Annotated in this window: 21 protein-coding genes and 2 tRNA genes; 7 read left to right on the plus strand and 16 right to left on the minus strand. The window is 63.0% G+C overall.

Translation table 11 applies throughout. The features are described 5' to 3' along the window. Window positions 1-12 precede the first annotated feature (12 nt). From NJ75_RS10555 to NJ75_RS10565, 3 genes are all read left to right on the plus strand, one after another. Window positions 13-1,011, plus strand: coding sequence for an alpha/beta hydrolase (locus NJ75_RS10555; protein ID WP_039334421.1), 999 nt, complete (start codon window positions 13-15; stop codon window positions 1,009-1,011). Next, window positions 1,008-2,567 (plus strand): carboxylesterase/lipase family protein, encoded by a 1,560-nt coding sequence (locus NJ75_RS10560; RefSeq protein WP_039334217.1) that lies wholly within the window; start codon window positions 1,008-1,010, stop codon window positions 2,565-2,567. Before NJ75_RS10555 ends, NJ75_RS10560 begins: the two co-directional genes overlap by 4 nt. A gap of 311 nt (window positions 2,568-2,878) precedes the next feature. Continuing rightward, a complete protein-coding gene (locus NJ75_RS10565) occupies window positions 2,879-3,658 on the plus strand; it encodes an SMP-30/gluconolactonase/LRE family protein (RefSeq protein WP_211257938.1) in 780 nt (259 codons plus the stop codon). A gap of 99 nt (window positions 3,659-3,757) precedes the next feature. Here NJ75_RS10565 and NJ75_RS10570 read toward each other — a convergent pair. The 7 genes from NJ75_RS10570 to aspS all read right to left on the minus strand — a co-directional run bounded on the left by NJ75_RS10570 (window position 3,758) and on the right by aspS (window position 10,501). Next, a tRNA-Thr gene (locus NJ75_RS10570) sits at window positions 3,758-3,833 on the minus strand. Between the two features lie 77 nt (window positions 3,834-3,910). Further along, a complete protein-coding gene (locus NJ75_RS10575; protein ID WP_039334219.1) occupies window positions 3,911-5,191 on the minus strand; it encodes an adenosylmethionine--8-amino-7-oxononanoate transaminase in 1,281 nt (426 codons plus the stop codon). Beyond that, window positions 5,188-5,751 (minus strand): 2'-5' RNA ligase family protein, encoded by a 564-nt coding sequence (locus NJ75_RS10580; RefSeq protein ID WP_052242356.1) that lies wholly within the window; start codon window positions 5,749-5,751, stop codon window positions 5,188-5,190. Before NJ75_RS10580 ends, NJ75_RS10575 begins: the two co-directional genes overlap by 4 nt. Before the next feature lie 228 nt (window positions 5,752-5,979). Continuing rightward, window positions 5,980-6,957, minus strand: a complete 978-nt coding sequence (mltG, locus tag NJ75_RS10585) for an endolytic transglycosylase MltG (protein WP_039334222.1) — start codon at window positions 6,955-6,957, stop codon at window positions 5,980-5,982. A gap of 11 nt (window positions 6,958-6,968) precedes the next feature. Next, window positions 6,969-8,231 carry a beta-ketoacyl-ACP synthase II gene (fabF, locus tag NJ75_RS10590; protein WP_039334225.1) on the minus strand — a complete coding sequence of 421 codons (1,263 nt, stop codon included), beginning with the start codon at window positions 8,229-8,231 and terminating at the stop codon, window positions 6,969-6,971. A 134-nt stretch (window positions 8,232-8,365) separates the two neighbouring features. Beyond that, window positions 8,366-8,602 carry an acyl carrier protein gene (locus tag NJ75_RS10595; RefSeq protein WP_011444997.1) on the minus strand — a complete coding sequence of 79 codons (237 nt, stop codon included), beginning with the start codon at window positions 8,600-8,602 and terminating at the stop codon, window positions 8,366-8,368. Between the two features lie 117 nt (window positions 8,603-8,719). After that, window positions 8,720-10,501, minus strand: a complete 1,782-nt coding sequence (gene aspS / locus NJ75_RS10600; RefSeq protein ID WP_039334231.1) for an aspartate--tRNA ligase — start codon at window positions 10,499-10,501, stop codon at window positions 8,720-8,722. 174 nt (window positions 10,502-10,675) lie between these two features. Between aspS and rnd the strand changes: the two genes are divergently transcribed. Together rnd and NJ75_RS10610 are read left to right on the plus strand one after the other, a co-directional pair. Further along, window positions 10,676-11,893 carry a ribonuclease D gene (rnd, locus tag NJ75_RS10605; protein WP_039334233.1) on the plus strand — a complete coding sequence of 406 codons (1,218 nt, stop codon included), beginning with the start codon at window positions 10,676-10,678 and terminating at the stop codon, window positions 11,891-11,893. Window positions 11,894-11,899: 6 nt separating this feature from the next. Next, window positions 11,900-12,796, plus strand: coding sequence for a hydrogen peroxide-inducible genes activator (locus tag NJ75_RS10610; protein WP_039334235.1), 897 nt, complete (start codon window positions 11,900-11,902; stop codon window positions 12,794-12,796). Window positions 12,797-12,801: 5 nt separating this feature from the next. Here NJ75_RS10610 and chrA read toward each other — a convergent pair whose 3' ends face one another. Both chrA and pgsA read right to left on the minus strand, forming a co-directional pair. Further along, window positions 12,802-14,121, minus strand: coding sequence for a chromate efflux transporter (gene chrA, locus NJ75_RS10615; protein ID WP_039334237.1), 1,320 nt, complete (start codon window positions 14,119-14,121; stop codon window positions 12,802-12,804). A gap of 150 nt (window positions 14,122-14,271) precedes the next feature. Continuing rightward, complete coding sequence (pgsA, locus tag NJ75_RS10620; RefSeq protein ID WP_039334423.1) at window positions 14,272-14,865, minus strand: CDP-diacylglycerol--glycerol-3-phosphate 3-phosphatidyltransferase; 594 nt, start codon at window positions 14,863-14,865, stop codon at window positions 14,272-14,274. A gap of 135 nt (window positions 14,866-15,000) precedes the next feature. Between pgsA and NJ75_RS10625 the strand changes: the two genes are divergently transcribed. Beyond that, the gene (locus NJ75_RS10625) at window positions 15,001-16,311 is read left to right on the plus strand and encodes an MFS transporter (protein WP_039334426.1); all 1,311 of its coding nucleotides are present in this window, start codon (window positions 15,001-15,003) and stop codon (window positions 16,309-16,311) included. On the opposite strand, the gene NJ75_RS10630 is transcribed toward NJ75_RS10625, so the two are convergent. The 3 genes from NJ75_RS10630 to NJ75_RS10640 form a co-directional block, all read right to left on the minus strand. Beyond that, window positions 16,312-16,569 carry a hypothetical protein gene (locus tag NJ75_RS10630; RefSeq protein ID WP_039334239.1) on the minus strand — a complete coding sequence of 86 codons (258 nt, stop codon included), beginning with the start codon at window positions 16,567-16,569 and terminating at the stop codon, window positions 16,312-16,314. 161 nt (window positions 16,570-16,730) lie between these two features. Continuing rightward, window positions 16,731-16,913 carry a CsbD family protein gene (locus tag NJ75_RS10635; RefSeq protein ID WP_039334242.1) on the minus strand — a complete coding sequence of 61 codons (183 nt, stop codon included), beginning with the start codon at window positions 16,911-16,913 and terminating at the stop codon, window positions 16,731-16,733. A gap of 80 nt (window positions 16,914-16,993) precedes the next feature. Next, window positions 16,994-17,437 carry an EVE domain-containing protein gene (locus NJ75_RS10640; RefSeq protein WP_039334244.1) on the minus strand — a complete coding sequence of 148 codons (444 nt, stop codon included), beginning with the start codon at window positions 17,435-17,437 and terminating at the stop codon, window positions 16,994-16,996. A 64-nt stretch (window positions 17,438-17,501) separates the two neighbouring features. On the opposite strand from NJ75_RS10640, the gene NJ75_RS10645 reads away from it, so the two are divergent. Beyond that, window positions 17,502-18,443: an isopenicillin N synthase family dioxygenase gene (locus NJ75_RS10645; protein ID WP_039334246.1), complete on the plus strand. Its 942-nt coding sequence runs from the start codon at window positions 17,502-17,504 to the stop codon at window positions 18,441-18,443. Between the two features lie 49 nt (window positions 18,444-18,492). On the opposite strand, the gene NJ75_RS10650 is transcribed toward NJ75_RS10645, so the two are convergent. The 4 genes from NJ75_RS10650 to NJ75_RS10665 all read right to left on the minus strand — a co-directional run bounded on the left by NJ75_RS10650 (window position 18,493) and on the right by NJ75_RS10665 (window position 20,505). Further along, complete coding sequence (locus NJ75_RS10650) at window positions 18,493-19,200, minus strand: COG3904 family protein (protein WP_039334248.1); 708 nt, start codon at window positions 19,198-19,200, stop codon at window positions 18,493-18,495. Continuing rightward, entirely contained in the window at window positions 19,200-19,730 is a 531-nt protein-coding gene (locus tag NJ75_RS10655; RefSeq protein ID WP_236727125.1) for a hypothetical protein, read from the minus strand. The genes NJ75_RS10650 and NJ75_RS10655 overlap by 1 nt, the downstream gene beginning before the upstream one ends. A 228-nt stretch (window positions 19,731-19,958) precedes the next feature. Further along, a tRNA-Ala gene (locus tag NJ75_RS10660) sits at window positions 19,959-20,034 on the minus strand. A gap of 153 nt (window positions 20,035-20,187) precedes the next feature. Beyond that, complete coding sequence (locus NJ75_RS10665; protein WP_039334252.1) at window positions 20,188-20,505, minus strand: TIGR02300 family protein; 318 nt, start codon at window positions 20,503-20,505, stop codon at window positions 20,188-20,190. Window positions 20,506-20,653: the final 148 nt, after the last annotated feature.

Genomic DNA, 20,653 nt, shown 5'->3' on the forward strand with positions numbered 1-20,653 from the left:
GGAGAGGACAAGATGGCCCGTTTCACCCCACTGGCAGCGTTCGCCTGCGCTGCCCTGGTCGCTGCGCCCACCAGCGCCAAGACACCCGCCGAGCGCTCCGTCCCGGTCAATCCCGAACCGTCGATGGCCGACAAGTTCCCGCAGGTGGCGGTCGCCTTTCCCGGCGGGGTCAAGGCGTGGCGCGACGTGACCTATCAGGTCAACCCCGGCTACCGCCCGCAGATCGTCGACATCTATGTGCCCGCCGGCAAAGGCCCGCATCCGCTTGTGCTCTATATTCACGGCGGCGGATGGATGGGAGGCCATACCCGCCAGTCAGGTGCCTTCGACAACTTCCCGAAAATGCTCGCCGCCTTTGCCGCCGAGGGCTTCACCGTCGCCAGCGTCGAATATCGCCTGTCGGGCGAAGCGACCTTCCCGGCACAGGCCAAGGACATCTTTGCCGCCCTGCGCTTCCTGCGCCAGAACGCAGCGCAATATCACATCGATCCGTCGCGCGTCGGCGTGTTCGGCGGTTCGGCGGGGGGCCACCTCGCTGCACTTACGGGCCTTGCCTGCACCGACGGCAAGATCGACGCCACGCTCGATCCCGCCTCGACCAATGATGGCTGCGTGCAAGCCACCGCCGCTTGGTATGGCATCCACGATTTCGCCACGATGCCGCGCATAACGCAGAAGGATTCTGCCGAGCAGCGCCTGCTCGGCTGCAAGGACAGCACCTGCACGCCCGAAGGCATCCGCGCCGCCAGCCCGATCAGCTATGTCGATGTCAAGGACGCACCGGTTCTCCTGCTCCACGGCGTGGACGACAAGGTCGTGCCCGTTGGCCAGTCGCAACAGCTCGAAGCCGCGCTGAAGGCCGCAGGCGTTCCTGTGAGCGCCACCTACTACCCCGGCATCGACCACAGCTTCATGGGAGCGACGCCCGACGATACCCGCCGCACCTCGCTCAAGGCGATGAACGCGACCTTCGATTTCTTCCACGACAAGCTGGGGGTGCCGCGCAAGTGATCCGCAAGCTGATCGCGGCACTGTCCCTCGCCGCCGCACAGTCGGCGCTGGCCGAGCCAATCGAAGTCGACGGCGGTCAGATCGAAGGCGTCACCCTCCCCTCCGGAATCGAAGCATGGCTCGGCGTGCCCTTTGCCGCGCCGCCCCTGCGTGAACTGCGCTGGAAGTCACCACAGCCGGTGGAGCCCTGGTCGGGCCTTCGCCACGCCGACCGCTTCGCCCCCGAATGCCTCCAGCCCCTGCGCGGTTCGCTCCAGAACCATTACTTCGGCAACGAGGCGACCAGCGAGGACTGCCTCTACCTCAACATCTGGGCCCCGAAGAATGCCGCCAAGGCCCCCGTCGTGGTGTGGATCTACGGCGGCGGTTTCAACATCGGCTCGGCCTCGATGGCAAACTATTCGGGCGCACCACTGGCGCGCGATGGAGTGGTCCGGGTCAACCTCGCCTATCGCGTCGGTGCGCTGGGCTTTCTTGCCCACCCAGACCTTACCGGCGAAGCGGGCACTTCGGGCAACTATGGCTTGATGGACCAAATCGCCGCGCTGCAATGGGTTCAGCGCAATATCGCCAGGTTCGGTGGAGATCCTGCCAATGTCACCATTGTCGGCCAATCGGCAGGGGCAATGTCAGTCTCGCTGCTGCAGGCATCTCCGCTCGCCAAGGGCCTGTTTGCAAAGGCCGTTGCCATGAGCGGCAGCGCGTTCGGTGGCATGCTCGGCCCCATCTCGCTGGCCACGGCGGAAGAGCAGGGCCTTGCCCTGCAAAAGGAACTTGGTGCAGCCTCGCTAACCGAAATGCGCGGCCTCCCCGGTGACCGCATCATTTCCGCAACAACGCCCCGAAGTCCTATCGTCCGCGACGGCAAGGTCGTCACCGGCTCCAACGAAGAGGTTTTCGCTGCACGCCAACAGTCCGACGTTCCGATACTGATCGGCTACACCCGCGACGAGAGCTTTCGCCCCTTCGCACCTGCGGACAACAGCCTCGGCCTCGCTGCCGCCGTCCGCGAACGCTATCCCGCGAGCGCCGACGCGATCCTGAAGGCATATGCTTCAAGCGGCCCGCGCGCCGCTACCGACATCGCGCGCGATGGCTCGGTGGGCCTGCAGATGGGTGACTGGGCACTGGCGCAGCGCAAGTATGGAAGAGCACCCACCTATGCCTATCTGTTCACCCGACGCCAGCCCTATGCGCCGGGTACCAGGTTCAGCGATCACGATCCGGCCACGGTCGGGGCCTACCACACCGGCGACGTGCCCTACTGGCTGCGCACGCGAGATTCGCTCAACCTCTTCCGCCAGACCCGCATCTGGGAGCCCACCGATGAGTCGCTCGAGAATGAGATGGCAGGGGCGCTCCTCTCGTTCGCCCGCACCGGCGTTCCTGCCAGCACCACGGTCGGCTCATGGCCCGCGTTCAGGCCGGAAAAGCCGCAACTCGTCTGGCTTGGGGAAAAATTGTCGGTGGTAACCTGGCCGCATCTTAGCGACTTTGCCCTGCTGCGGGATGGCAAAGCGCCAACCCGACCGGCATCCTCACGGCCGCGAGACTGATGCGCCCATTCTACAGGCTTATCTGCGCGGGACTTGTGGCACTGCTCGCCTCTGCGCCGGGACGTGGTCAGCCCGCCGAATGCAGTCCCGATGCAGAGCTTACCTATCTCTGCGGCCTGCAGAAGCCGGAAGATTTGCTGGCCGTGCCCGGCACGTCATGGTTGGTCGTAAGCGGATTTGCGAAAGGCGCCGGCCTGAAACTGGTCGACGCCCGTACGCGATCCTACCGGCAATGGTATACTGGCGAGGAAAGCCAGCTTGCCCCCGACGCGGAAGCCTTTTCTGATTGCCCAGGCCGGCCAGACCCTGCCTTGCTCAACACCCGCGGGCTGTCGCTGCGCCCCCTCGCCGCCGGCCATTTCCGACTGCTCGTCGTCAACCATGGCGGGCGGGAATCGATCGAGGCGTTCGATGTAACGCTCGAACAAGGCAAGGAGCCGAACCTCCTGTGGCGCGGCTGCGTCGTCATGCCCGCAGGACAAGTCGGCAACAGCGTCGCGCAGTTCGCGGACGGGACCATGCTGGTCACGGTGCTCACCCGCCCGGGCACCACGATCGGCGATTTCATGCTGGGCCGGAAGACAGGTGCCGTCTGGCAACGCGGTCCCGCAGACCACCAATTTCGGCTCTTGCCCGGCACTGAACTTCCCGGCAACAACGGCATCGAAGCCGATCCCGACCAGCGCCGCTTCTATGTCGTGGCGTTTGGCTGGCACGCCGTCGTCGTCTTCGACCGAAAGGACACGCGTCGCCCGCTAGCTCGGATCAGCGCGCCGGACTTCATGCCGGACAATATCCACTGGACTGGCGGACACCTTCTGCTCGCCGGCATGCGGCTCGACGAACCGGCCTGCGGCGGCCTTCGCAAGGTCGTGAAGGGAGAAGCGGACCCGATGCTCTGCAAGCGAGGCTGGATCGTCGGCGAACTCGACACGGGCACGGGACGCATCGCAACTTTCGCCTATGGCACCCCGCGCCAGCAATTTAACGGCCTGTCGGCAGCCGCCTTGGTGGGGCGTGAACTGTGGCTCGGTTCCTTCCAAAGCGAACGTTTGGGAATCGCAGGAGGTCCCGAGGCCCGAGATAAATAGTGGCGGCCCTTCCCATAGCAGCCTCGACCGCAGCACATGGTGCTAACGCCCGTTGGTAGGAAGCCGATGATTTTCCTTGGGAAAACACCCTAAAGAAGGTGGTGCCGCTTACGTGACTCGAACACGTGACCCCATCATTACGAATGATGTGCTCTACCAACTGAGCTAAAGCGGCGTGCCTCTTGGGCAGGGGCGGCGTTTAGCCAGCACCCGGGTGCTAGGCAACCCTTTTTCGCCTCGCGCCGGAGCGATTCACGTTGCCCGGTCGGCGCTCCATTCGCTGACAGCCGCAACCATGGCATTTGCGATATGCGCAACATCCTCCTCTTGGGCGACAAGCGGGGGCGTGGTGTACAGGATATCCCGGAACGGGCGAAGCCAGACACCACTTGCGATGCAGCTTTCGGAAAGGCGGTCGGCGGGCGCAGGACCATCCAGCTGGATCACGCCGATCGCACCGCGCACGCGCACGTCCCTCACCCCAGGCAATTCCCGGGCAGGTTCGAGCAACGCCTGAAGCTGACGACCGATTGCGCGGGCCTGGGCAAGACGCGGTTCCTGTTCGAAAAGATCAAGCGAAGCATTGGCCGCTGCACAACCCAGGGCATTGCCCATATAGGTCGGCCCATGCATCAAAGCATGCATCGGATCGTCGGACAGGAAGCCTTCGTGGATACGGCGACTGGCGATCGTGGCGGCAAGTGGCAGTGTCCCGCCGGTCAAGGCTTTGGACAACGTGACAATGTCTGGCTGCACGCCCGCGATCTCACAGGCAAACATCGCGTCGCCAAGCCGTCCAAGCCCCACGAAAATCTCGTCGAAGATCAGCAGGAGTTCGTGGGTATCTGCAAGGCGCCGAAGAGCCTGCAATGTAAACGGATCGTGAAAGACCATGCCGCCCGCACCCTGTACCAAGGGCTCGACAACAATGCCGGCAAGATCCTTGCCATGCTGCTCCAGCAGTTCGCCAAGCGCAGCCTCTTGCGCAGCGTTCGTGGGGAGGTTGACCACGATCTGTTCGAGCAATGCGCCCTTGAACAGGCTGTGCATACCTTCGTCGGGATCGCAAACGCTCATCGTTGCGAAGGTATCGCCGTGATAGCCGCCCTTGAAGCAGAGGAACTTCACTCGGCGCCGTCCGCGATTGAGCCAATATTGCGAAGCCATTTTCATTGCGACTTCGACGGCGACCGAACCGGAGTCGCTGAAAAAGACGTGGTCCAGATCGCCGGGCAGCAATGCAGCGAGCCGTTGTGCCAAGGTATAGGCCTGCTCATGGGCCAGACCGCCAAGCATGACATGGGGCAACGTCTCAAGCTGGCGACGTACCGCATCCTCGATATGCGGGTGGCGGTAGCCATGAACACAGGCCCACCAGCTGGAAATGCCGTCTATCAGCTCCCTTCCGTCGGAGAGACGAAGCCGAGTACCGGCCGCAGATGCCACCGGCAGGGGAGCTCTGGCAGTCTGCATCTGGGTGTACGGGAGCCACACATGCTTCCGGCCCTTGTCGAACCAGTCTGGCGCGGTCATGTGACTGTCCTTATCCTGCGTGGCTTGTGCTGAAGGGCCGCACGAAACGGCCAGCGTCCGATCGCTTCCCATGGTCCGCCCAGATAGCGGTGTAGCGCCAGCCCGGCAAAGGCAAAGCGGGAAGGCTCGAAATTGCGCGCCAGCAGTTCTTGCAATGCACGCGCTTCGCCTTGCGAGACCTTGTTCTGTATGGTCACGTGGAGACGGGGGCGATGGCTGTCCTGCACCGTCAGCATTCCATGAAAGTGCTCGGCAATAGAATCGCGCAGGGCGATCATTGCAGGACTTTCGATCAGGAACGCGGTGCCCGTGCCAAGATCCATGACGCGCCGCAACTGCGCATCGACCGGGGGCGTGGCGCTCGCCATCCGAGGCAGCAGATCGCGCGCCTCCGCCTCAACCTGCGGGGGCAGCGAATGGAACAGCGTGACATGGGCCGAGATCCAGTTGCGCTCCGCGGGGAAGTGGGCGCGGCGCAGACGATCAAGCCGGGCCTGCAATTCTGGCGGAAGGCTAGCCGTCACCACCAGCGGCGCTGTTCGGGAAGGATGCGATACCACCGCATCTGCCTGAGCAGCATTCACAGCGATTTCAAGAGAAATGGAGAAGTGGGAACATTCGGCAAAGTCGAGACGGCGGCACGCGTCCGCTGCCCGGCACAGCCGGAATGTTCCCTGGATACTGGAGAAGCAAGCTCCTCCCGTGCCTCCGGGGCAGAGTTTTAAGCGATGTTACTTAATAATGGAAGAACCTGCGATTATCGGAAATCCTGCCGAATCGGTTCCAGGTTACAAGTCGCCGCGGGCCTTGCGCAGCGCGAACCATTTGGCAACATTGGCGTTATGCTGTTCCAAGGTGTCTGCGAAGACGTGGCCACCGGTCCCATCGGCGACCATGAATAATGCATCCGTTTCGGCAGGATCCAGCACCGCAGCGATCGAATCGCGCCCGGGATTGGTGATAGGTCCCTTCGGCAGACCGACCATTGTATAGGTGTTGTAGCCGTTGACCGCCTGAATCTCGGATTGCTTGATTCGCCGGCCCAACGGTTTGCCTTTGGTGATCGGGTAGATGATTGTCGGATCGGCCTGCAGCAGCATGCCCTTGCGCACACGGTTGGAGTAAAGCCCGGCGACCATGCGGCGCTCTTCGCGCTTGCCGGTTTCCTTCTCGACGATGGAGGCGAGGATCAGAGCTTCTTGTGGCGTCTTGGCGACGGTGCGGGGGCTGCGCTTTGCCCAAAGCTCGGCCAGCGTCTTGTCCATTGCTGCCTGCATGCGCTTGAGCACTGCGGCACGTGGTTCGCCCTTCTGCCAGTCGTAGCTGTCCGGCAGGACCGAGCCTTCCTCGGGAGCTGAGATCTCGCCAGTCAGGTCCTTGTTGGCTGACAGACGCTCCGCGACCAGGATAGATGGCATGCCCTCGGGAACGGTAATCAGGCGGCGGATGACCTTGTCACCCTTCAGGATTTCAAGAACGGTCGCTTCGCTGGCGTGCCTGGGGATCAAGAACGAGCCTGCCTTGATCTCGGTGCCGCCGCCAAGCAGCTTCGCCCGCAACTTGAACAGCGTGGCCGAGCCGATCGCACCCTGCCCTTGCAGATCGTCGGCCAAAGCACTCAAGCCCTCGCCTTCGCCGACATCAAATTCGATCTGCTGCTCCAGCGGCCCGGAAGCGTACCAGCCCCCGACGAGCCAGCCGGCGAGAGCAAGCAAGAAGACGGCTGCCGCAAGCAACGGCAGCCGGGATGGACGACGGCGGGCCATCGCTTGCGTCCTTAGTCTTCGATCGCCTTGACGATCACGCTGGCATTGGTGCCGCCAAAACCAAACGAATTGTTCAGCGCCGCACGCACCTTGCGCTGGCGGGCCTTGAGCGGGACAAGGTCTACGCCCTCGGTGCCTTCGTCGGGGTTGTGCAGGTTGAGCGTCGGCGGGACGATCTGGTCACGGATGGCGAGGATGCAGAATATCGTCTCGACCGCGCCGGCACCGCCAAGCAGGTGGCCGATGGCCGACTTGGTGCTGCTCATCGAAGCGCCCGAAAGATCATCGCCAAGCACGCGCTTGACCGCCGCAAGCTCGATCGTGTCGGCCATCGTCGAAGTGCCGTGAGCGTTGACGTAATCAATGTCGCCCGGCTCCATGCCCGCCTTGCGCATCGCCATGCGCATGGCGAGTTCGGCGCCCTTGCCTTCAGGGTGCGGAGCAGTGACGTGGTAGGCATCGCCAGAGAGGCCGTAACCCACGACTTCGGCATAGATCTTTGCCCCACGCGCCTTGGCATGCTCGTATTCCTCGAGCACGACAACGCCTGCGCCCTCACCCATCACGAAGCCATCGCGGTCCTTGTCGTAAGGACGGCTCGCCTCTTCGGGACGGTCGTTATAGCTGCAGTTCAATGCGCGGGCCTGAGCGAATCCGGCCACGCCCAAGGGGTTGATGGTGCTTTCCGCACCGCCTGCCAGCATCACGTCGGCATCGCCATCCTTGATCATGCGCGCGGCATCGCCGATCGAGTGCGCGCCGGTCGAGCAGGCAGTGACCACTGCGTGGTTTGGCCCCATCAGGCCATACTTGATCGAAACCTGGCCGGAGATCAGATTGATCAGGCGGCCGTGGACGAAGTGCGGAGAGACGCGGCCCGGGCCCTTTTCGTGCAGGACAATCGATTCGCTCTCGATACCCGGAAGGCCACCGATGCCCGAACCGATCGAGCAGCCGGTGCGCATCTTGAGATCATCGTCCATGTCGGCAAGGCCGGCGTCTTCGAGCGCCTGTCCAGCGGCATCGATGCCGAACACGATGAACGGATCGACCTGACGCTGGATCTTGTGATCGACGCGCTTTCCGGCATCGAAGCCGTACTCGTGGTCAGCAGGCTTCACCTCGCAGGCGATCTTGCACTTCTGGTCGCTGGTGTCGAACTTCGTGATCAACCCTGCCCCGCTCTTGCCGGCGAGCAGGTTCTTCCACACGGTCTCCACGTCTGCGCCCAGCGGGGTGACGAGGCCAAGTCCGGTTACGACGACACGACGCATTGAAATCTCCGGAAAATAAGCAAACAGGCCCAGCCCCTGAATTAGGGCTGAGCCTGCCGAAGTCCTCCCCTGCCCGACATCGAGTGCCTTGGCAGCCCTTCGACACGCTCAGGGCAATAGGGGGATGTGGGCGATCAGCCCTTGTTTTCGTCGATGTACTTGATCGCGTCCGAAACGGTCGAGATCTTCTCGGCCGCATCGTCGGGGATCTCGACGCCGAATTCTTCTTCGAACGCCATCACCAGCTCAACGATGTCGAGCGAGTCAGCGCCCAGATCGTCGATGAAGCTGGCTTCTTCGGTGACCTTGTCAGCCTCGACGCCGAGGTGCTCGACAACGATCTTCTTAACGCGGTCGGCGGTATCGCTCATGAAATGCCCCTTCGAAGGAAAGCGGTTGGTTATCTGTTTCGGACTTCGCCCTAATCAACGCAAAGGGCGCTGGCAAGAGGCGCGCTGTGGATCACCTCAGCGCGCGCCCTGTCCGTCTCAGCCTTTTGTCTGCTCGACGACGCGGATGTTCAGCTCGCGCAGCTGCTTGAGTGCGGCAGGAGACGGTGCACCCATCAGCAGATCCTCGGCGCGCTGGTTCATCGGGAACAGCGTGATTTCGCGCAGGTTCTGCGCACCGCAGATCAGCATGACGATGCGATCGACGCCTGCAGCCATGCCGCCATGCGGGGGGGCGCCATACTGGAAGGCGCGATAGAGGCCGCCGAAGCGCTCTTCCACGTCAGCCTTGGACAGACCGACGATCTCGAAGGCCTTGACCATCGTTTCGGGCGACTGGTTGCGGATCGAACCCGAAGCAATCTCGAAGCCGTTGCAGACGAGGTCGTACTGGAAGGCGTTGATCGTCAACGGGTCCTGGGTGTTCAGCGCCTCGATCCCGCCCTGCGGCATCGAGAACGGGTTGTGGCTGAACTCGACCTTCTTGTTCTCCTCATCCCACTCGTAGAACGGGAAGTCGACGATCCAGCACAACTCGAAGCGGTCCTTGTCGATCAGGCCAAGCTGATCGGCGACGCGGGTGCGCGCGGCACCGGCAAGCTTGGCGGCCTGGCTCTCCTTGCCCGCGGCAAAGAAGCAGCCATCATCCGGGCCGAGGCCGAGCTTGTCGAACAGCGCGGCCATCTTGTCCGCACCGTGGTTCTTGGCGATCGGCCCGCCGAATTCGCCGCCCTTGCGGGTCACGTAACCTAGGCCTGCATGCCCTTCCGAACGCGCCCAATCGTTCATGTCGTCGAAGAACTTGCGGCTCTTGTCCGCAGTACCCGGCGCCGGAATCAGACGCACCACGCCGCCGGTGCCGACGATCTTCTCGAACAGGCCGAAGCCCGACTGGGTGAATTCTTCCGAAACATCCGAGATGATGATCGGGTTGCGCAGGTCCGGCTTGTCCGAACCGTACTTGAGCATCGCTTCGGCATAGGGAATGCGCGGGAAGCTGCCAGTCGGCGTTACCGAGCGCCCGTTGGCAAATGCTTCGAATACGCCGCCGATGACCGGCTCCATCGTTTCCCACACTTCTTCCTGGGTGACGAAGCTCATCTCGAGGTCGAGCTGATAGAATTCGCCCGGCAGACGGTCTGCACGCGGATCCTCGTCGCGGAAGCAGGGGGCAATCTGGAAGTAGCGGTCGAAGCCCGCCACCATCAGCAGCTGCTTGTACTGCTGCGGCGCCTGCGGCAGCGCGTAGAACTTGCCGGGATGGATGCGGCTCGGCACGAGGAAGTCGCGCGCACCTTCGGGCGAGGATGCGGTGAGGATCGGCGTCGAGTATTCGGTGAAGCCAGCGCCTTCCATGCGGCGGCGCATGTCGGAAATGACCTTGGTGCGCGTGACGATGTTTGCGTGCAGCGTCTCGCGGCGCAGGTCGAGGAAGCGATAGCGCAAGCGAATGTCTTCAGGGTACTCCTGCTCGCCAGCCACCGGCATCGGCAATTCCTCGGCGGCGGAAAGCACTGTTGCACCACGCGCGAAGACTTCGATCTCGCCGGTCGGCAGGTTGGCATTGATAGTGCCTTCCGAGCGCGCCTTGACCTCGCCGTCGATGGTCACGACCGATTCCACGCGCAGCGCTTCCAGGATCGGCAGTGCCGGACTGTCAGCATCGGCGACGATCTGCGTCATGCCATAGTGATCGCGCAGATCGACGAAGAGAACGCCGCCGTGATCGCGCTTGCGGTGCACCCAGCCCGAAAGGCGGACGGTCTGCCCGACATCACCGCGCGTGAGGGCGCCGCAGGTATGGGAACGGTAAAGGTGCATCGAAACTCTTTCCAATCGGTCTGCAATCGGGCAGGGGGAATGGGCGGCTAACAGGCGATGGCCGCGCTTTTGTCAAGCCACGCCCAGACTGACGAAGGAAGGCGGGCCAGCCGAAGCCCCCGGCAGGGAGCACCACCTGGTCGCCCTTACCGGCGCGCCATACAGAAAAGACCGATGAAGATACATCCCCTGATCACGACGACCGACGCTCTGGCTGACTTGTGCGAGCGTCTGGCAAAAGCCGATTTCATCACGGTCGACACCGAATTCATGCGCGAGAACACCTACTGGCCGGAACTGTGCCTGGTGCAGATCGCCGATGACAAGGAAGCCGCAGCGATCGATCCGCTGGCGCCTGGGCTGGACATGACGCCGCTGCTCGACCTGCTGGTGGACAACGAGGATGTGCTCAAGGTCTTTCACGCCGGCGGGCAGGACGTGGAGATCATCTACAACCTCACAGGCAAGACCCCGCACCCGATCTTCGACACCCAGATCGCGATGATGGCGGTCAGCCAGTCGGAACAGATCGGCTATTCCAACCTCGTCGAATCCTGGCTCGGCTTCTCGATCGACAAGGGCGCCCGCTTCACCGACTGGTCGCGCCGTCCGCTGACCGACCGGCAGATCGAATATGCCATCGGCGACGTCACGCATCTGTCCAAGATCTTCCCCAAGCTGCTCAAGCGCCTGATCAAGACCGGTCGTGGCGAGTGGCTCGACATCGAGATGGAGAAGCTCGCCGATCCGGAGAATTACCGGACCGACATGGACACCGTCTGGCAGAAGATCCGCGCGCCCAGCCGCAACCCGGCCGTGCTCGGTCGGCTCAAGGCGCTGGCTGCATGGCGCGAGCGCGAGGCGATGGACAAGAACATCCCGCGCGGCCGCATCATGCGCGATGAAACGCTGGCGGATATCGCCAGCCACCCGCCCAAGGAGCAGCAGGACCTTGCCAAGGTGCGCGGGCTCTCGACGGGATGGAAGGATAACGACATCGGCCGCCGACTGATGCAGACGCTGGCCGAATCCAAGCCCCTGACCGATGCCGAGATGCCGCCCAAGGCGCCCCGCGGCGCCCCACTCGGCAAGGAAGGCGCGCTGGTCGCCGATCTGCTCAAGCTCCTGCTCAAGATCCGCAGCCGCGAGATCGATATCGCTGCGCGCCTGCTCGCGCGGACGGACGATCTCGAACTGCTGGCGGCAGGTCAGCGCAAGAATCTGCCGATCCTCGAGGGCTGGCGCTTCGAACAGTTCGGTCGCGATGCCCTTGAACTGGTTGAGGGCAAGCTGGCGTTTGCAGTGGTGAACGGCCGGCTCAAGATGGCGCATATCGACGATATCGGCGGTTCCGCAGACAAGCCCGAAGTCGTCGTTCACGTGGACGAATAGGTCAAGATGAGCACATACCTGCCCACGCTCAAGCAATTGCAGTACCTCGTGGCCTTGCACGAGCATGGGCATTTCGGGCGTGCGGCGGACTCGTGCTTCGTCTCGCAATCGACGCTGTCAGCCGGTCTGCGCGAGCTGGAATCGCTGCTGGGCGTCGTGCTGGTCGAACGCACTCGCCGCGTGGTCCGCTTCACGCCGCTGGGAAATCAGGTGGTGGCCAAGGCGCATCGTCTGCTGCGCGAGGCCGAGGAGCTTTCCGAACTGGTGCAGAGCCACGGCGCGCCCCTCGCCGGCGAGTTGCGCATGAGCGTGATCCCGACGATCGCGCCGTTCCTGCTGCCGCGCATACTGCCGCGCCTGCGCAAGGAGCGCCCGCAGCTCAAGCTCTTCCTGCGCGAGGAGCCGAGCGCCGCGGCAATCGAATCGCTCCACCATGGCCGGGCTGACTGCGTGCTGCTGGCCCTCCCCTACGCCACTGGCGAAGTCGAAACCGAAGTCCTGTTCAAAGACGAATTGCTGGTCGCCTTCCCCAAGGACGATCCGCGCGATCCGCCTGCAACGATCACCGCAGACCTGATCGACGAGAACCGCCTGCTCCTGCTCGAAGACGGCCACTGCCTGAAAGAGCACGCACTGGCCGCCTGCAACCGCCCCGAAATGCGCGCCAGTGCCACGATGATCGGCACATCGCTCCACACGCTGGTGCAGATGGTCGACAACGGGCTTGGCCTCACCATGCTGCCACAGATGGCGATCGATGCGGGCATCCTGCACGATACCCAGATCGTCGCCCGCCCGCTGAAGGCCGACCACGCCTGGCGCGACATTGCGTTGGTCTGGCGCCGCAACAGCCCCCGCGCCGAGGAGTTCCACATGCTGGCGCAGGAACTCCGGGCGGGTTGAGCGCTCTAAATTCCCGCTAGCACGAGACCCGCCAAGGCGCAGACACCAAGCGTCGTGATGATGCCCAGGCGCAGACGAAAGATCATCACCGCGCTTCCAAGCGCGATGACCAGCACTCTCCAGTCAAGGGAAGCTAGGTCGGGCAGATCCAGCGTGATGGCCCCCAAGCTAGTCGGCGTAAGACGCGCGAACAGGACGTGCAGGGCAAACCACAGCGTCAGGTTCGCTATCACGCCCACCACGGCCGCGGTGATAGCCGCCAATCCACCCTTCAGACGCGGCGCATTCTCCAGCCGGTCCAACCAAGGGCTGAACGCGAATATCCACATGAAGCAAGGCACGAAGGTCACCCAAGTCGTCAGGATTGCGCCCAGGAGTCCGGCAAGGTAGGGGCCGAACGGCTCTGGCGCGCGAAACGCGGCAAGGTAGCCCACGAACTGCGTAACCATGATCAGCGGCCCGGGCGTCGTTTCGGCAAGGCCCAGTCCATCGGCCATTTCACCGGGCCGCAGCCAGCCGAACCCGTCGACCGCCTGCTGCGCCATGTAGGCAAGCACGGCATAGGCCCCGCCGAAGGTCACGACTGCCAGCTGGGAAAAGAACACGCCGATCTTCCACAGCACGTGGTCGGCGCCCAGAGTTGTCAGCACCAGAGCCAGGGGCAACACCCAGATCATCGCGCCCACGGCAATGGCGCGCATCGTGGCACCCCAGGGTCGCGGCCCGCTGGTTTCAGCCGGCGCGCTGGACTTGACCCCGAGCATGTCGGGTCGCCGCGCTGCGAGCACCATGCCGAGTGCCCCTGCTCCGAGAACGACCGCAGGGAACGGTACGGCAAATAACGCCAGCCCGATGAAGGCCGCGAGCGCTATGATCTTCTTGGTCGGCGTGCCAAGCGCCCGCCCGGCAATCCGCAGGAGCGCCTGCACGACAATCGCCAGAACGGCCGCCTTGATGCCGAGAAACAGTGCGGAAAACCAGCCAAGACCTGCCGCGGCCGCATAGAGCATCGACAGGGCGAGGATCACCGCGGCCCCCGGCAGGACGAAGAGCAGCCCCATGGCCAGCCCACCGCGATTGCCGTGCACCTTCCAGCCGATCCACGTCGCCAGCTGCTGCGCTTCAGGGCCAGGCAGAAGATGGCAGAAATTCAGCGCGTGCAGGAACTGGTCCTCGCTGACCCAGCGGCGTTCGTCCACCAGTTCGCGATGCATCAGGGCGATCTGTCCGGCCGGACCGCCGAAACTGAGGCAGCCGATCCGCGCGCCCACGCGAACCAGCTCGGAGAAATCGGGTTTATTCAGCAAATCTGTACGTTCACTCATGGTCAGCCCAACTACCTGCGGCCCGCAAAGCGGGCCGTGCAGGCAACGCTTGGGCTTCTGCCATGGCAGAACGCCTGACCGGGAGGTTGCATCGCCCCGGACATCCAGTAGTGCTCATTTAACTGCCGCTATCCAAAACCGCAAGCGCGCTCAATCCATGTGCTTGAGGCCGACGCGCAAGTAGTCCCAGCCCGTGACCACGGTCAGCACCGCTGCGCCCCACAGCGTGGTGAGGCCAACGGTATGCGGGACGTTCACCGTCAAACCTCCAGCTGTCACCAGCCAATCGGGCAGGGCCTGACCGAGGATCAACGCGCCGAGCGAGATCATCTGGAACGTCGTCTTCCATTTGGCGAGGCGGCTGACCGGCACGGAGACACGCAGGCCCCCGAGAAACTCCCGCAAACCAGACACCGCGATCTCACGCAGCAGAATCACCAATCCGGCGATCACGTGCATGTCGCCAACGTACGGTCCGCGCAGCACGCCCTGCGCTGTCAGCACCAGGATAACGGCAGCGACCATGATCTTGTCCGCTATCGGATCAAGGAAGACGCCCAGCTTGCTGACGGTCCCCTGAGCGCGAGCAAGATAGCCATCGAAATAATCGGTGATCCCCATCAGGCAATAGACGCCAAAGGCGAGCCCATAACCGAGGTGCCATTCCGGCCACCAAAGCAGCGCTGCCAGCAAGGGCACCGTAACGATCCGTGACAGGGTGAGCAGATTGGGCAGCGTCAGCATGGAAAAGGCATAGCCTGCATTCGCGCCAAACGGAATCGCAACATTCACCGCTTAAGACAGCCACCGCAAAACCTCTTGCCCGCAATCCTCACCGGGCTAAGGGTGCGCTCAAGAAGCGATGTCGGCAAAGGGTTCATGACAACATCGACGCATCTGGTGCGCACGCGCCGTTTCCTGCCGCTGTTCGTCACCCAGCTGCTGGGGGCCTTCAACGACAATCTCTACAAGAACGCGATGGTCCTGTACGTTGTGTACAGCGTCTACAATTCGGAGGCTGCCGAAGCGCGCTTCTCCGCTATCGCTTCGGGCCTGTTCATCCTGCCCTTCTTCCTGCTCTCAGCCTTGGCAGGCCAGTTGGCCGACATGCGTGACAAGGCGAAGATCATCCGCGTCGTGAAAGCGTGTGAGATCGCGATCATGCTTGTCGGTGGGACGGGCCTCGTCCTGGCCTGGCTGGGGCTTGAAGTCGAACAGGTGGCGATTCCGCTGATGCTTGCCGCCCTGCTGGCAATGGGCGTGCATTCCACGTTCTTCGGCCCGATCAAGTACGCCATCCTGCCGCAGCATCTCCATGACGGCGAGGTTCTGGCAGGCACCGGACTCGTCGAGGCAGGCACCTATATCGCCATCCTCGCCGGCACGATCCTGGCAGGCTGGATTCCGGTGGAAGTGGCGGCAGGTGGCGTAGTCGTGACGGCGCTCATCGGCTACTTCTCCGGTCGACAGGTCCCCCCTGCCCCGCCGATGATCGAGGCACAGAAGATCGATTTCAACGTCTTCACGTCATCGTGGAGACTGATCCGCAACACGACGCGGCACCGACAGGTGTTCATGGCGATCGTGGCGATCAGCTTCTTCTGGACCGTCGGCACCGTGCTGTTCATCCAGTTTCCGCCCCTTGCCAAGAACGTGCTTTCTGCCAGCAAGGAGGTGGCAAGCCTCTTTCTGGTGATGTTCTCGATCGGCATTGCCATCGGTTCGATGTCGATCAACGCGCTGCTCAAGGGGACCGTCTCGGCGCGTTATTCGCCCGCGTCGGTGATCGTGATGGGCCTGTTCATCGCCGCGTTCCATCAGGTTTGCGATTACTGGCCCGCACATCCCGGCATGCCATTGATGGACGTTGCCACCTTCATCGCTCAGCCCCTCGCCATCCCCCTGCTGCTTTGCCTGCTCGGCATCGCAGTGGCAGGCGGCATGTTCGTCGTGCCGCTCTACGCATTCCTGACGACCGTGGTCGACAAGTCCGAGACAGCCCGCACGATCGCTGCCAATAACATCGTTAATTCAGGAGCCATGGTGGTGGGGTCGCTGCTCGCGGTTGGCCTCAGCGCAGCAGGGGTCGCCATTGTCGACCAGTTGCTGCTCGGCGCAGCGATGTGCGTGGTCTCGGCCTGGCTCGGTTATCTGCTGTACCGCGCGGAGAAGGCTGCCAAGGCAGTCTGATCAGGCGATAAACACCATGATTGCCAGGAAGCAGGCGCAATAGGCGATCAGGAAATCGCGGATATCCTGCATGGATATGCGCCGCAGGTTGACTGGTTCAGACCGTATGTCTGCTTCGCGCAGCAGAGCCTCTGCCCGCTTCATCGCCGCCAGCACTTCCGGCTCATGGCGCGGCAACTCGCGCAACGCGTGCCGCGGCAACTGGGCGCGGAACGGGTGGCGTGCGGTGCCATAGGCGGTGCTGGGCGACATGGTCATGACCTGACCTTAACGCTTTTTTCACCCTTCGGTATCCCGGCATTCTGCGCTTTTTGCAGTCGTGCCTGTTCGGGACAGTCTGGCGCACACAGAAAGAGGCCGCCCCATCCGGGACGGCCTCCTGTGACCGGCCTGCCGGTCAAAACTGGTCCTGAATTGAATCAGACGTCGTCGCCGAGTGCGCCCTTGACCTTCCCGGCCGCCTGTTGCGCTTCACCCTTGCGCTCCTGCGCCACGCCTTCACCATGGAGGCTGGCATTGTCGGTTGCCTTGCCCGCTGCCTGCTTGGTGTTGCCAATGGCTTCGTTGGCAAGGCCCTTGGCGCGATCGGTCAGCTCACCCATCTTTGATCTCCTTGAATTTACGGCGAAGTTGCATCGCCTTCACGAAGATCAGTACGCACTGAATCCGCCGCGGTTCCGGCTTAGAGCACGCCTGCCATGCGCAGGATAAGGTTCCATTCGACTGGTCGCACGGCACCCACAGAAAGGCGCGAAAGCCGGATCAGATCCATCTCCTGAAGTTCCGGCGTGGCCTTTATCTGCTTCAGGGTCACTGTCTGCGGCAACTTCTCGACCGGCTTAACCTTCACCGCCGCCCACTTGCCTTCCGGATCGGTAGGATCAGTCAGACCGCCCTCGCTGATCACGATCACGCCAACCACCTCGACACCAATGTTGGAATGATAAAAGAACGCCAGATCGCCAGCCTGCATTGTGCGCAGGTTGCGCGCGGCGAGGTGGTTGCGCACGCCGTCCCACGTCCCCTCCCCTTCTGCGACGAGGTCATCCCAGCCATAGACGTCCGGTTCGGACTTCATCAGCCACAGGTTGCGGCCAGTCGTGTCGGTGATGTTGATTTTGGTCATGAAACCCCACGCGAATCCCGTTACAGGCGGTTTCCATAGCGACAATTTTCCGAACTGGAACACCATGCCCCTGCAAACCCTGCCGGTGATCTCGCTGAACAGCGAGCCCGCAACGCTTTCCCGTGACCTTGGCGAATCCTTCCAGACCTTCGGCTTTGCCATGGTCCGCGACCACGGTATCGATGCCGAACTGATCGCGCGCGCCTGGACTCTCACCGCCGAGTTCTTCGCCCTGCCCGAGGACGAGAAGCGCAGCTACTACATCGAGGGCCTTGGCGGCGCCCGTGGCTACACGCCATTCGGCACTGAAATCGCCAAGGGTGCAAAGCGCCACGACCTCAAGGAATTCTGGCACGTCGGCCGCGATCTGCCAGCAGACCATCCGCTTGCCGCGATGTCGATGTTCCCCAACGTCTGGCCGACCCGCCCCACAGGCTTCCGCGAGACTTTCGAAGCGCTCTATGCCGAGTTCGACCGCGTCGGCGCGCGCATCCTGTCGCGCATTGCGGTGTGGCTGGGGCTTGACGAGCACTGGTTCGACCCGGCGATCGAGGATGGAAACTCGGTCATGCGCCTCCTGCACTATCCCCCCCTGCCCGCCGATGCCGAACCCGGCGCGATTCGCGCCGGTGCGCACGAGGACATCAACCTGATCACGCTGCTGCTGGGCGCAGAGGAAGCAGGCCTTGAACTGCTGACGAAGCAGGGCGAATGGATTGGCGTCTCGCCGCCTGAAGGCGCGCTGGTGGTCAACATCGGCGACATGCTGCAGCGCCTGACCAACCACGTCCTGCCCTCGACGACGCATCGCGTGCGCAATCCCGAAGGCGAGCGCGCCCGCCACAGCCGGTATTCGATGCCTTTCTTCCTGCACCTGCGCAGCGACTTCCCCTTCAGGACGCTGGACCAGTGCATCACCCCGGAAAACCCCGACCGTTACCCGGTTTCGATCACGGCCGATGATTACCTGCAGGAACGCCTGCGCGAGATCGGGCTGAAGAAGTAACCTCGGAATTCCGCGCCCCCCGCCCGAGCGGGGGCACGGCATTGCAGATTCAGCCCGCCGGCCGCTCCACCGGGACAACGTTGTACTTGCGCACCTCATCCTGGCTCAGGCAATAGCGTGTCGACGGGTTCTCCTTCGTCGCCACGGCCTGCTGCTTGTACATCACCTCGGTCAGCAGCTTTCGGCTGATGCCCATGCGGATCAGGAAATCGTTGTCCTCGCTTGCCAACAAGGCGCTGGCCTGTTCGATCTCGCCGATCAACCGAGTGGTCTCCTCGGTGCCTTCATCGACCGATATCTCGATGACGTCGCGGTCGCCGGTGTGGGTGAACATGTGGACCATGAACATTCCACCGGGCTCCACAAACCGGCGATCGCCGCCCATGAACACGAAATTGCAGGCCGAAAAGCACGTCCATCCCGAAGGAATGCGGGTGACCATGCCGGGATAGGACCGAATCACCTTCCCCGCGCGATTGCCGGCAGCGGCATCTCCCCCTCGGGATTTCAGCCAGACCTCCTCGATCCGCTCGTCGGCGTCGATCGCCGCTTTCAGGCGTTCAGGCAAACGCGAATCGATGATGCCGTCGGCAATCAGCACGCGCTTGCCGCCCTTGTCGACAGGGGTCAGCTTCATGGCCTGGGCAAGGCCCCATTCCGGTTTCTCAGGGCATGTCGGGTTCCTGGGGTCCATCGCGACCGGCTTTGTTGCCCCTGTGGCCAGCAGCAGGGCCAGAAACGGGAAAGCCAGCCGCATCAGGCCGCCAGCGAATAGCGTGCGGAACCCGGAGCACGGCACATGCGCTTGTTGGCAGTCGTCTCCTCACCGTTGACGATGATGACGTCGGTCACGGTTATGCATTGGCGTCCCACCGCTCCGTTCGATGCCAGCTCATCATTGCGCGCGGTGACGGTCGAAGTGCCCGACACGTTCTCGCGGGTGTTCGACGTCCACGACGAGGTGCTGCCAACCTCTTCGCCCCGCGTCGCTTCAACCGTGGCTTCGGCTGCCTGCTTCTGCTCCTCGGGATCGAGACGGCAGGCAATCGCGTTTGTCAGCGTGTCGGCGAACTCGGCCGAAGGGAAGAAGCTGCCGACACCTGCCGAACTTGCGGCCCGCCCCACGCCCTGTCCGATCAGCCCGCCAAGAATCGAAGACCCGGTACTCTTGCTCTTGCCCTTGGGGCAGCCGTCTGCGCTTTTTTGCGAGGACGACGAACTGCGCGGGATCGACGGAATGCTGAAGCCGCCGAACTGCGCCGAGGCCTGGCTACCGACCAGGGCCATGGCTGCGAGAGTCGCCGCAATACGGCAGGAAATGGCAAGAGGCTTTGGCGCGCGGCGCATGACAGGTCTTTCCGGCAATGTGACTTGTGCGGCCCTTTAGGTGACCGGAGGCTAGCAAGGCTGTGATCTTCGTCAATCGCGGCGCGACAGGCTGATCACATCACCCACCTCAGATGCTACGCGCACCAACGCAAAAGGCCGCCCGGAGGCGGCCTTTCAAGGAGGGGATGGTGGAGCCTAGCGGGATCGAACCGCTGACCTCCTGCATGCCATGCAGGCGCTCTCCCAGCTGAGCTAAGGCCCCATTTCCCATCAGGCTCGCCCTGGGAGGCGAACCGTTCCGGCGGTGTCTCTCGCCGGGAGCCGCGCCTCTAAGGGAGGTTGCCTTGGCTGGCAAGACGAAAAAATCGCCCCCGGAAATTTTTTGGAGCCGGTCCGAAAACCGGCCCCGAAACCATTACACTTCGTCGTCGTCGCCGTCGTGACCGGCAACGCCAAGATCATCGTCGCCGCCGAGATCGACGTCGTTGTCCGGCGAATCACCGTCCTCATCGATGTCGAGATCCTCGTCGGCCAGATCGACGTCAGGTGCGACATCAACCTTGTCCTTCTGGATCTCCTCGTACGGGATCGGCTGCTTCGATTTGAGCACCGGCTCGGCGGTCCAGGTGTACTTGCACTCGACGCAGGTGATCGGGTCGGCATTGCCCAGATCGTAAAAGCGAGTGCCGCACTTCGGACAGCTGTGCTTGGCGCCCCATTCCGGCTTGACCATGAAACTTCCTCAAGACTGGCCCGGCAGGACAGAACATCGCCGGGCGGAGAACTGCACGCTTGATGGGTCCGCTCGTGCGCGGAATCAAGAGAGCGCGCGCCTTGCCATAGCGGCGCGCTGCTGTCAAAAGCCGCGCGCTTTATCAGCC

It is taken from the genome of Novosphingobium subterraneum (assembly GCF_000807925.1).
GTDB classification, from domain to species: domain Bacteria; phylum Pseudomonadota; class Alphaproteobacteria; order Sphingomonadales; family Sphingomonadaceae; genus Novosphingobium; species Novosphingobium subterraneum.

Bases quoted from the DNA above. Each gene is read 5' to 3' on its own strand.
- NJ75_RS10610 (WP_039334235.1), top strand. From the start codon at position 11,900: ATGAGCACATACCTGCCCACGCTCAAGCAATTGCAGTACCTCGTGGCC.
- pgsA (WP_039334423.1), bottom strand. From the start codon at position 14,865: ATGCTGACGCTGCCCAATCTGCTCACCCTGTCACGGATCGTTACGGTG.
- NJ75_RS10595 (WP_011444997.1), bottom strand. From the start codon at position 8,602: ATGAGCGATACCGCCGACCGCGTTAAGAAGATCGTTGTCGAGCACCTC.
- rnd (WP_039334233.1), top strand. From the start codon at position 10,676: ATGAAGATACATCCCCTGATCACGACGACCGACGCTCTGGCTGACTTG.
- NJ75_RS10645 (WP_039334246.1), top strand. From the start codon at position 17,502: ATGCCCCTGCAAACCCTGCCGGTGATCTCGCTGAACAGCGAGCCCGCA.
- NJ75_RS10575 (WP_039334219.1), bottom strand. From the start codon at position 5,191: ATGACCGCGCCAGACTGGTTCGACAAGGGCCGGAAGCATGTGTGGCTC.
- mltG (WP_039334222.1), bottom strand. From the start codon at position 6,957: ATGGCCCGCCGTCGTCCATCCCGGCTGCCGTTGCTTGCGGCAGCCGTC.
- NJ75_RS10630 (WP_039334239.1), bottom strand. From the start codon at position 16,569: ATGACCATGTCGCCCAGCACCGCCTATGGCACCGCACGCCACCCGTTC.
- fabF (WP_039334225.1), bottom strand. From the start codon at position 8,231: ATGCGTCGTGTCGTCGTAACCGGACTTGGCCTCGTCACCCCGCTGGGC.
- NJ75_RS10650 (WP_039334248.1), bottom strand. From the start codon at position 19,200: ATGCGGCTGGCTTTCCCGTTTCTGGCCCTGCTGCTGGCCACAGGGGCA.
- NJ75_RS10655 (WP_236727125.1), bottom strand. From the start codon at position 19,730: ATGGCCCTGGTCGGTAGCCAGGCCTCGGCGCAGTTCGGCGGCTTCAGC.
- NJ75_RS10640 (WP_039334244.1), bottom strand. From the start codon at position 17,437: ATGACCAAAATCAACATCACCGACACGACTGGCCGCAACCTGTGGCTG.
- NJ75_RS10665 (WP_039334252.1), bottom strand. From the start codon at position 20,505: ATGGTCAAGCCGGAATGGGGCGCCAAGCACAGCTGTCCGAAGTGCGGC.
- aspS (WP_039334231.1), bottom strand. From the start codon at position 10,501: ATGCACCTTTACCGTTCCCATACCTGCGGCGCCCTCACGCGCGGTGAT.
- NJ75_RS10625 (WP_039334426.1), top strand. From the start codon at position 15,001: ATGACAACATCGACGCATCTGGTGCGCACGCGCCGTTTCCTGCCGCTG.
- NJ75_RS10555 (WP_039334421.1), top strand. From the start codon at position 13: ATGGCCCGTTTCACCCCACTGGCAGCGTTCGCCTGCGCTGCCCTGGTC.
- NJ75_RS10635 (WP_039334242.1), bottom strand. From the start codon at position 16,913: ATGGGTGAGCTGACCGATCGCGCCAAGGGCCTTGCCAACGAAGCCATT.
- chrA (WP_039334237.1), bottom strand. From the start codon at position 14,121: ATGAGTGAACGTACAGATTTGCTGAATAAACCCGATTTCTCCGAGCTG.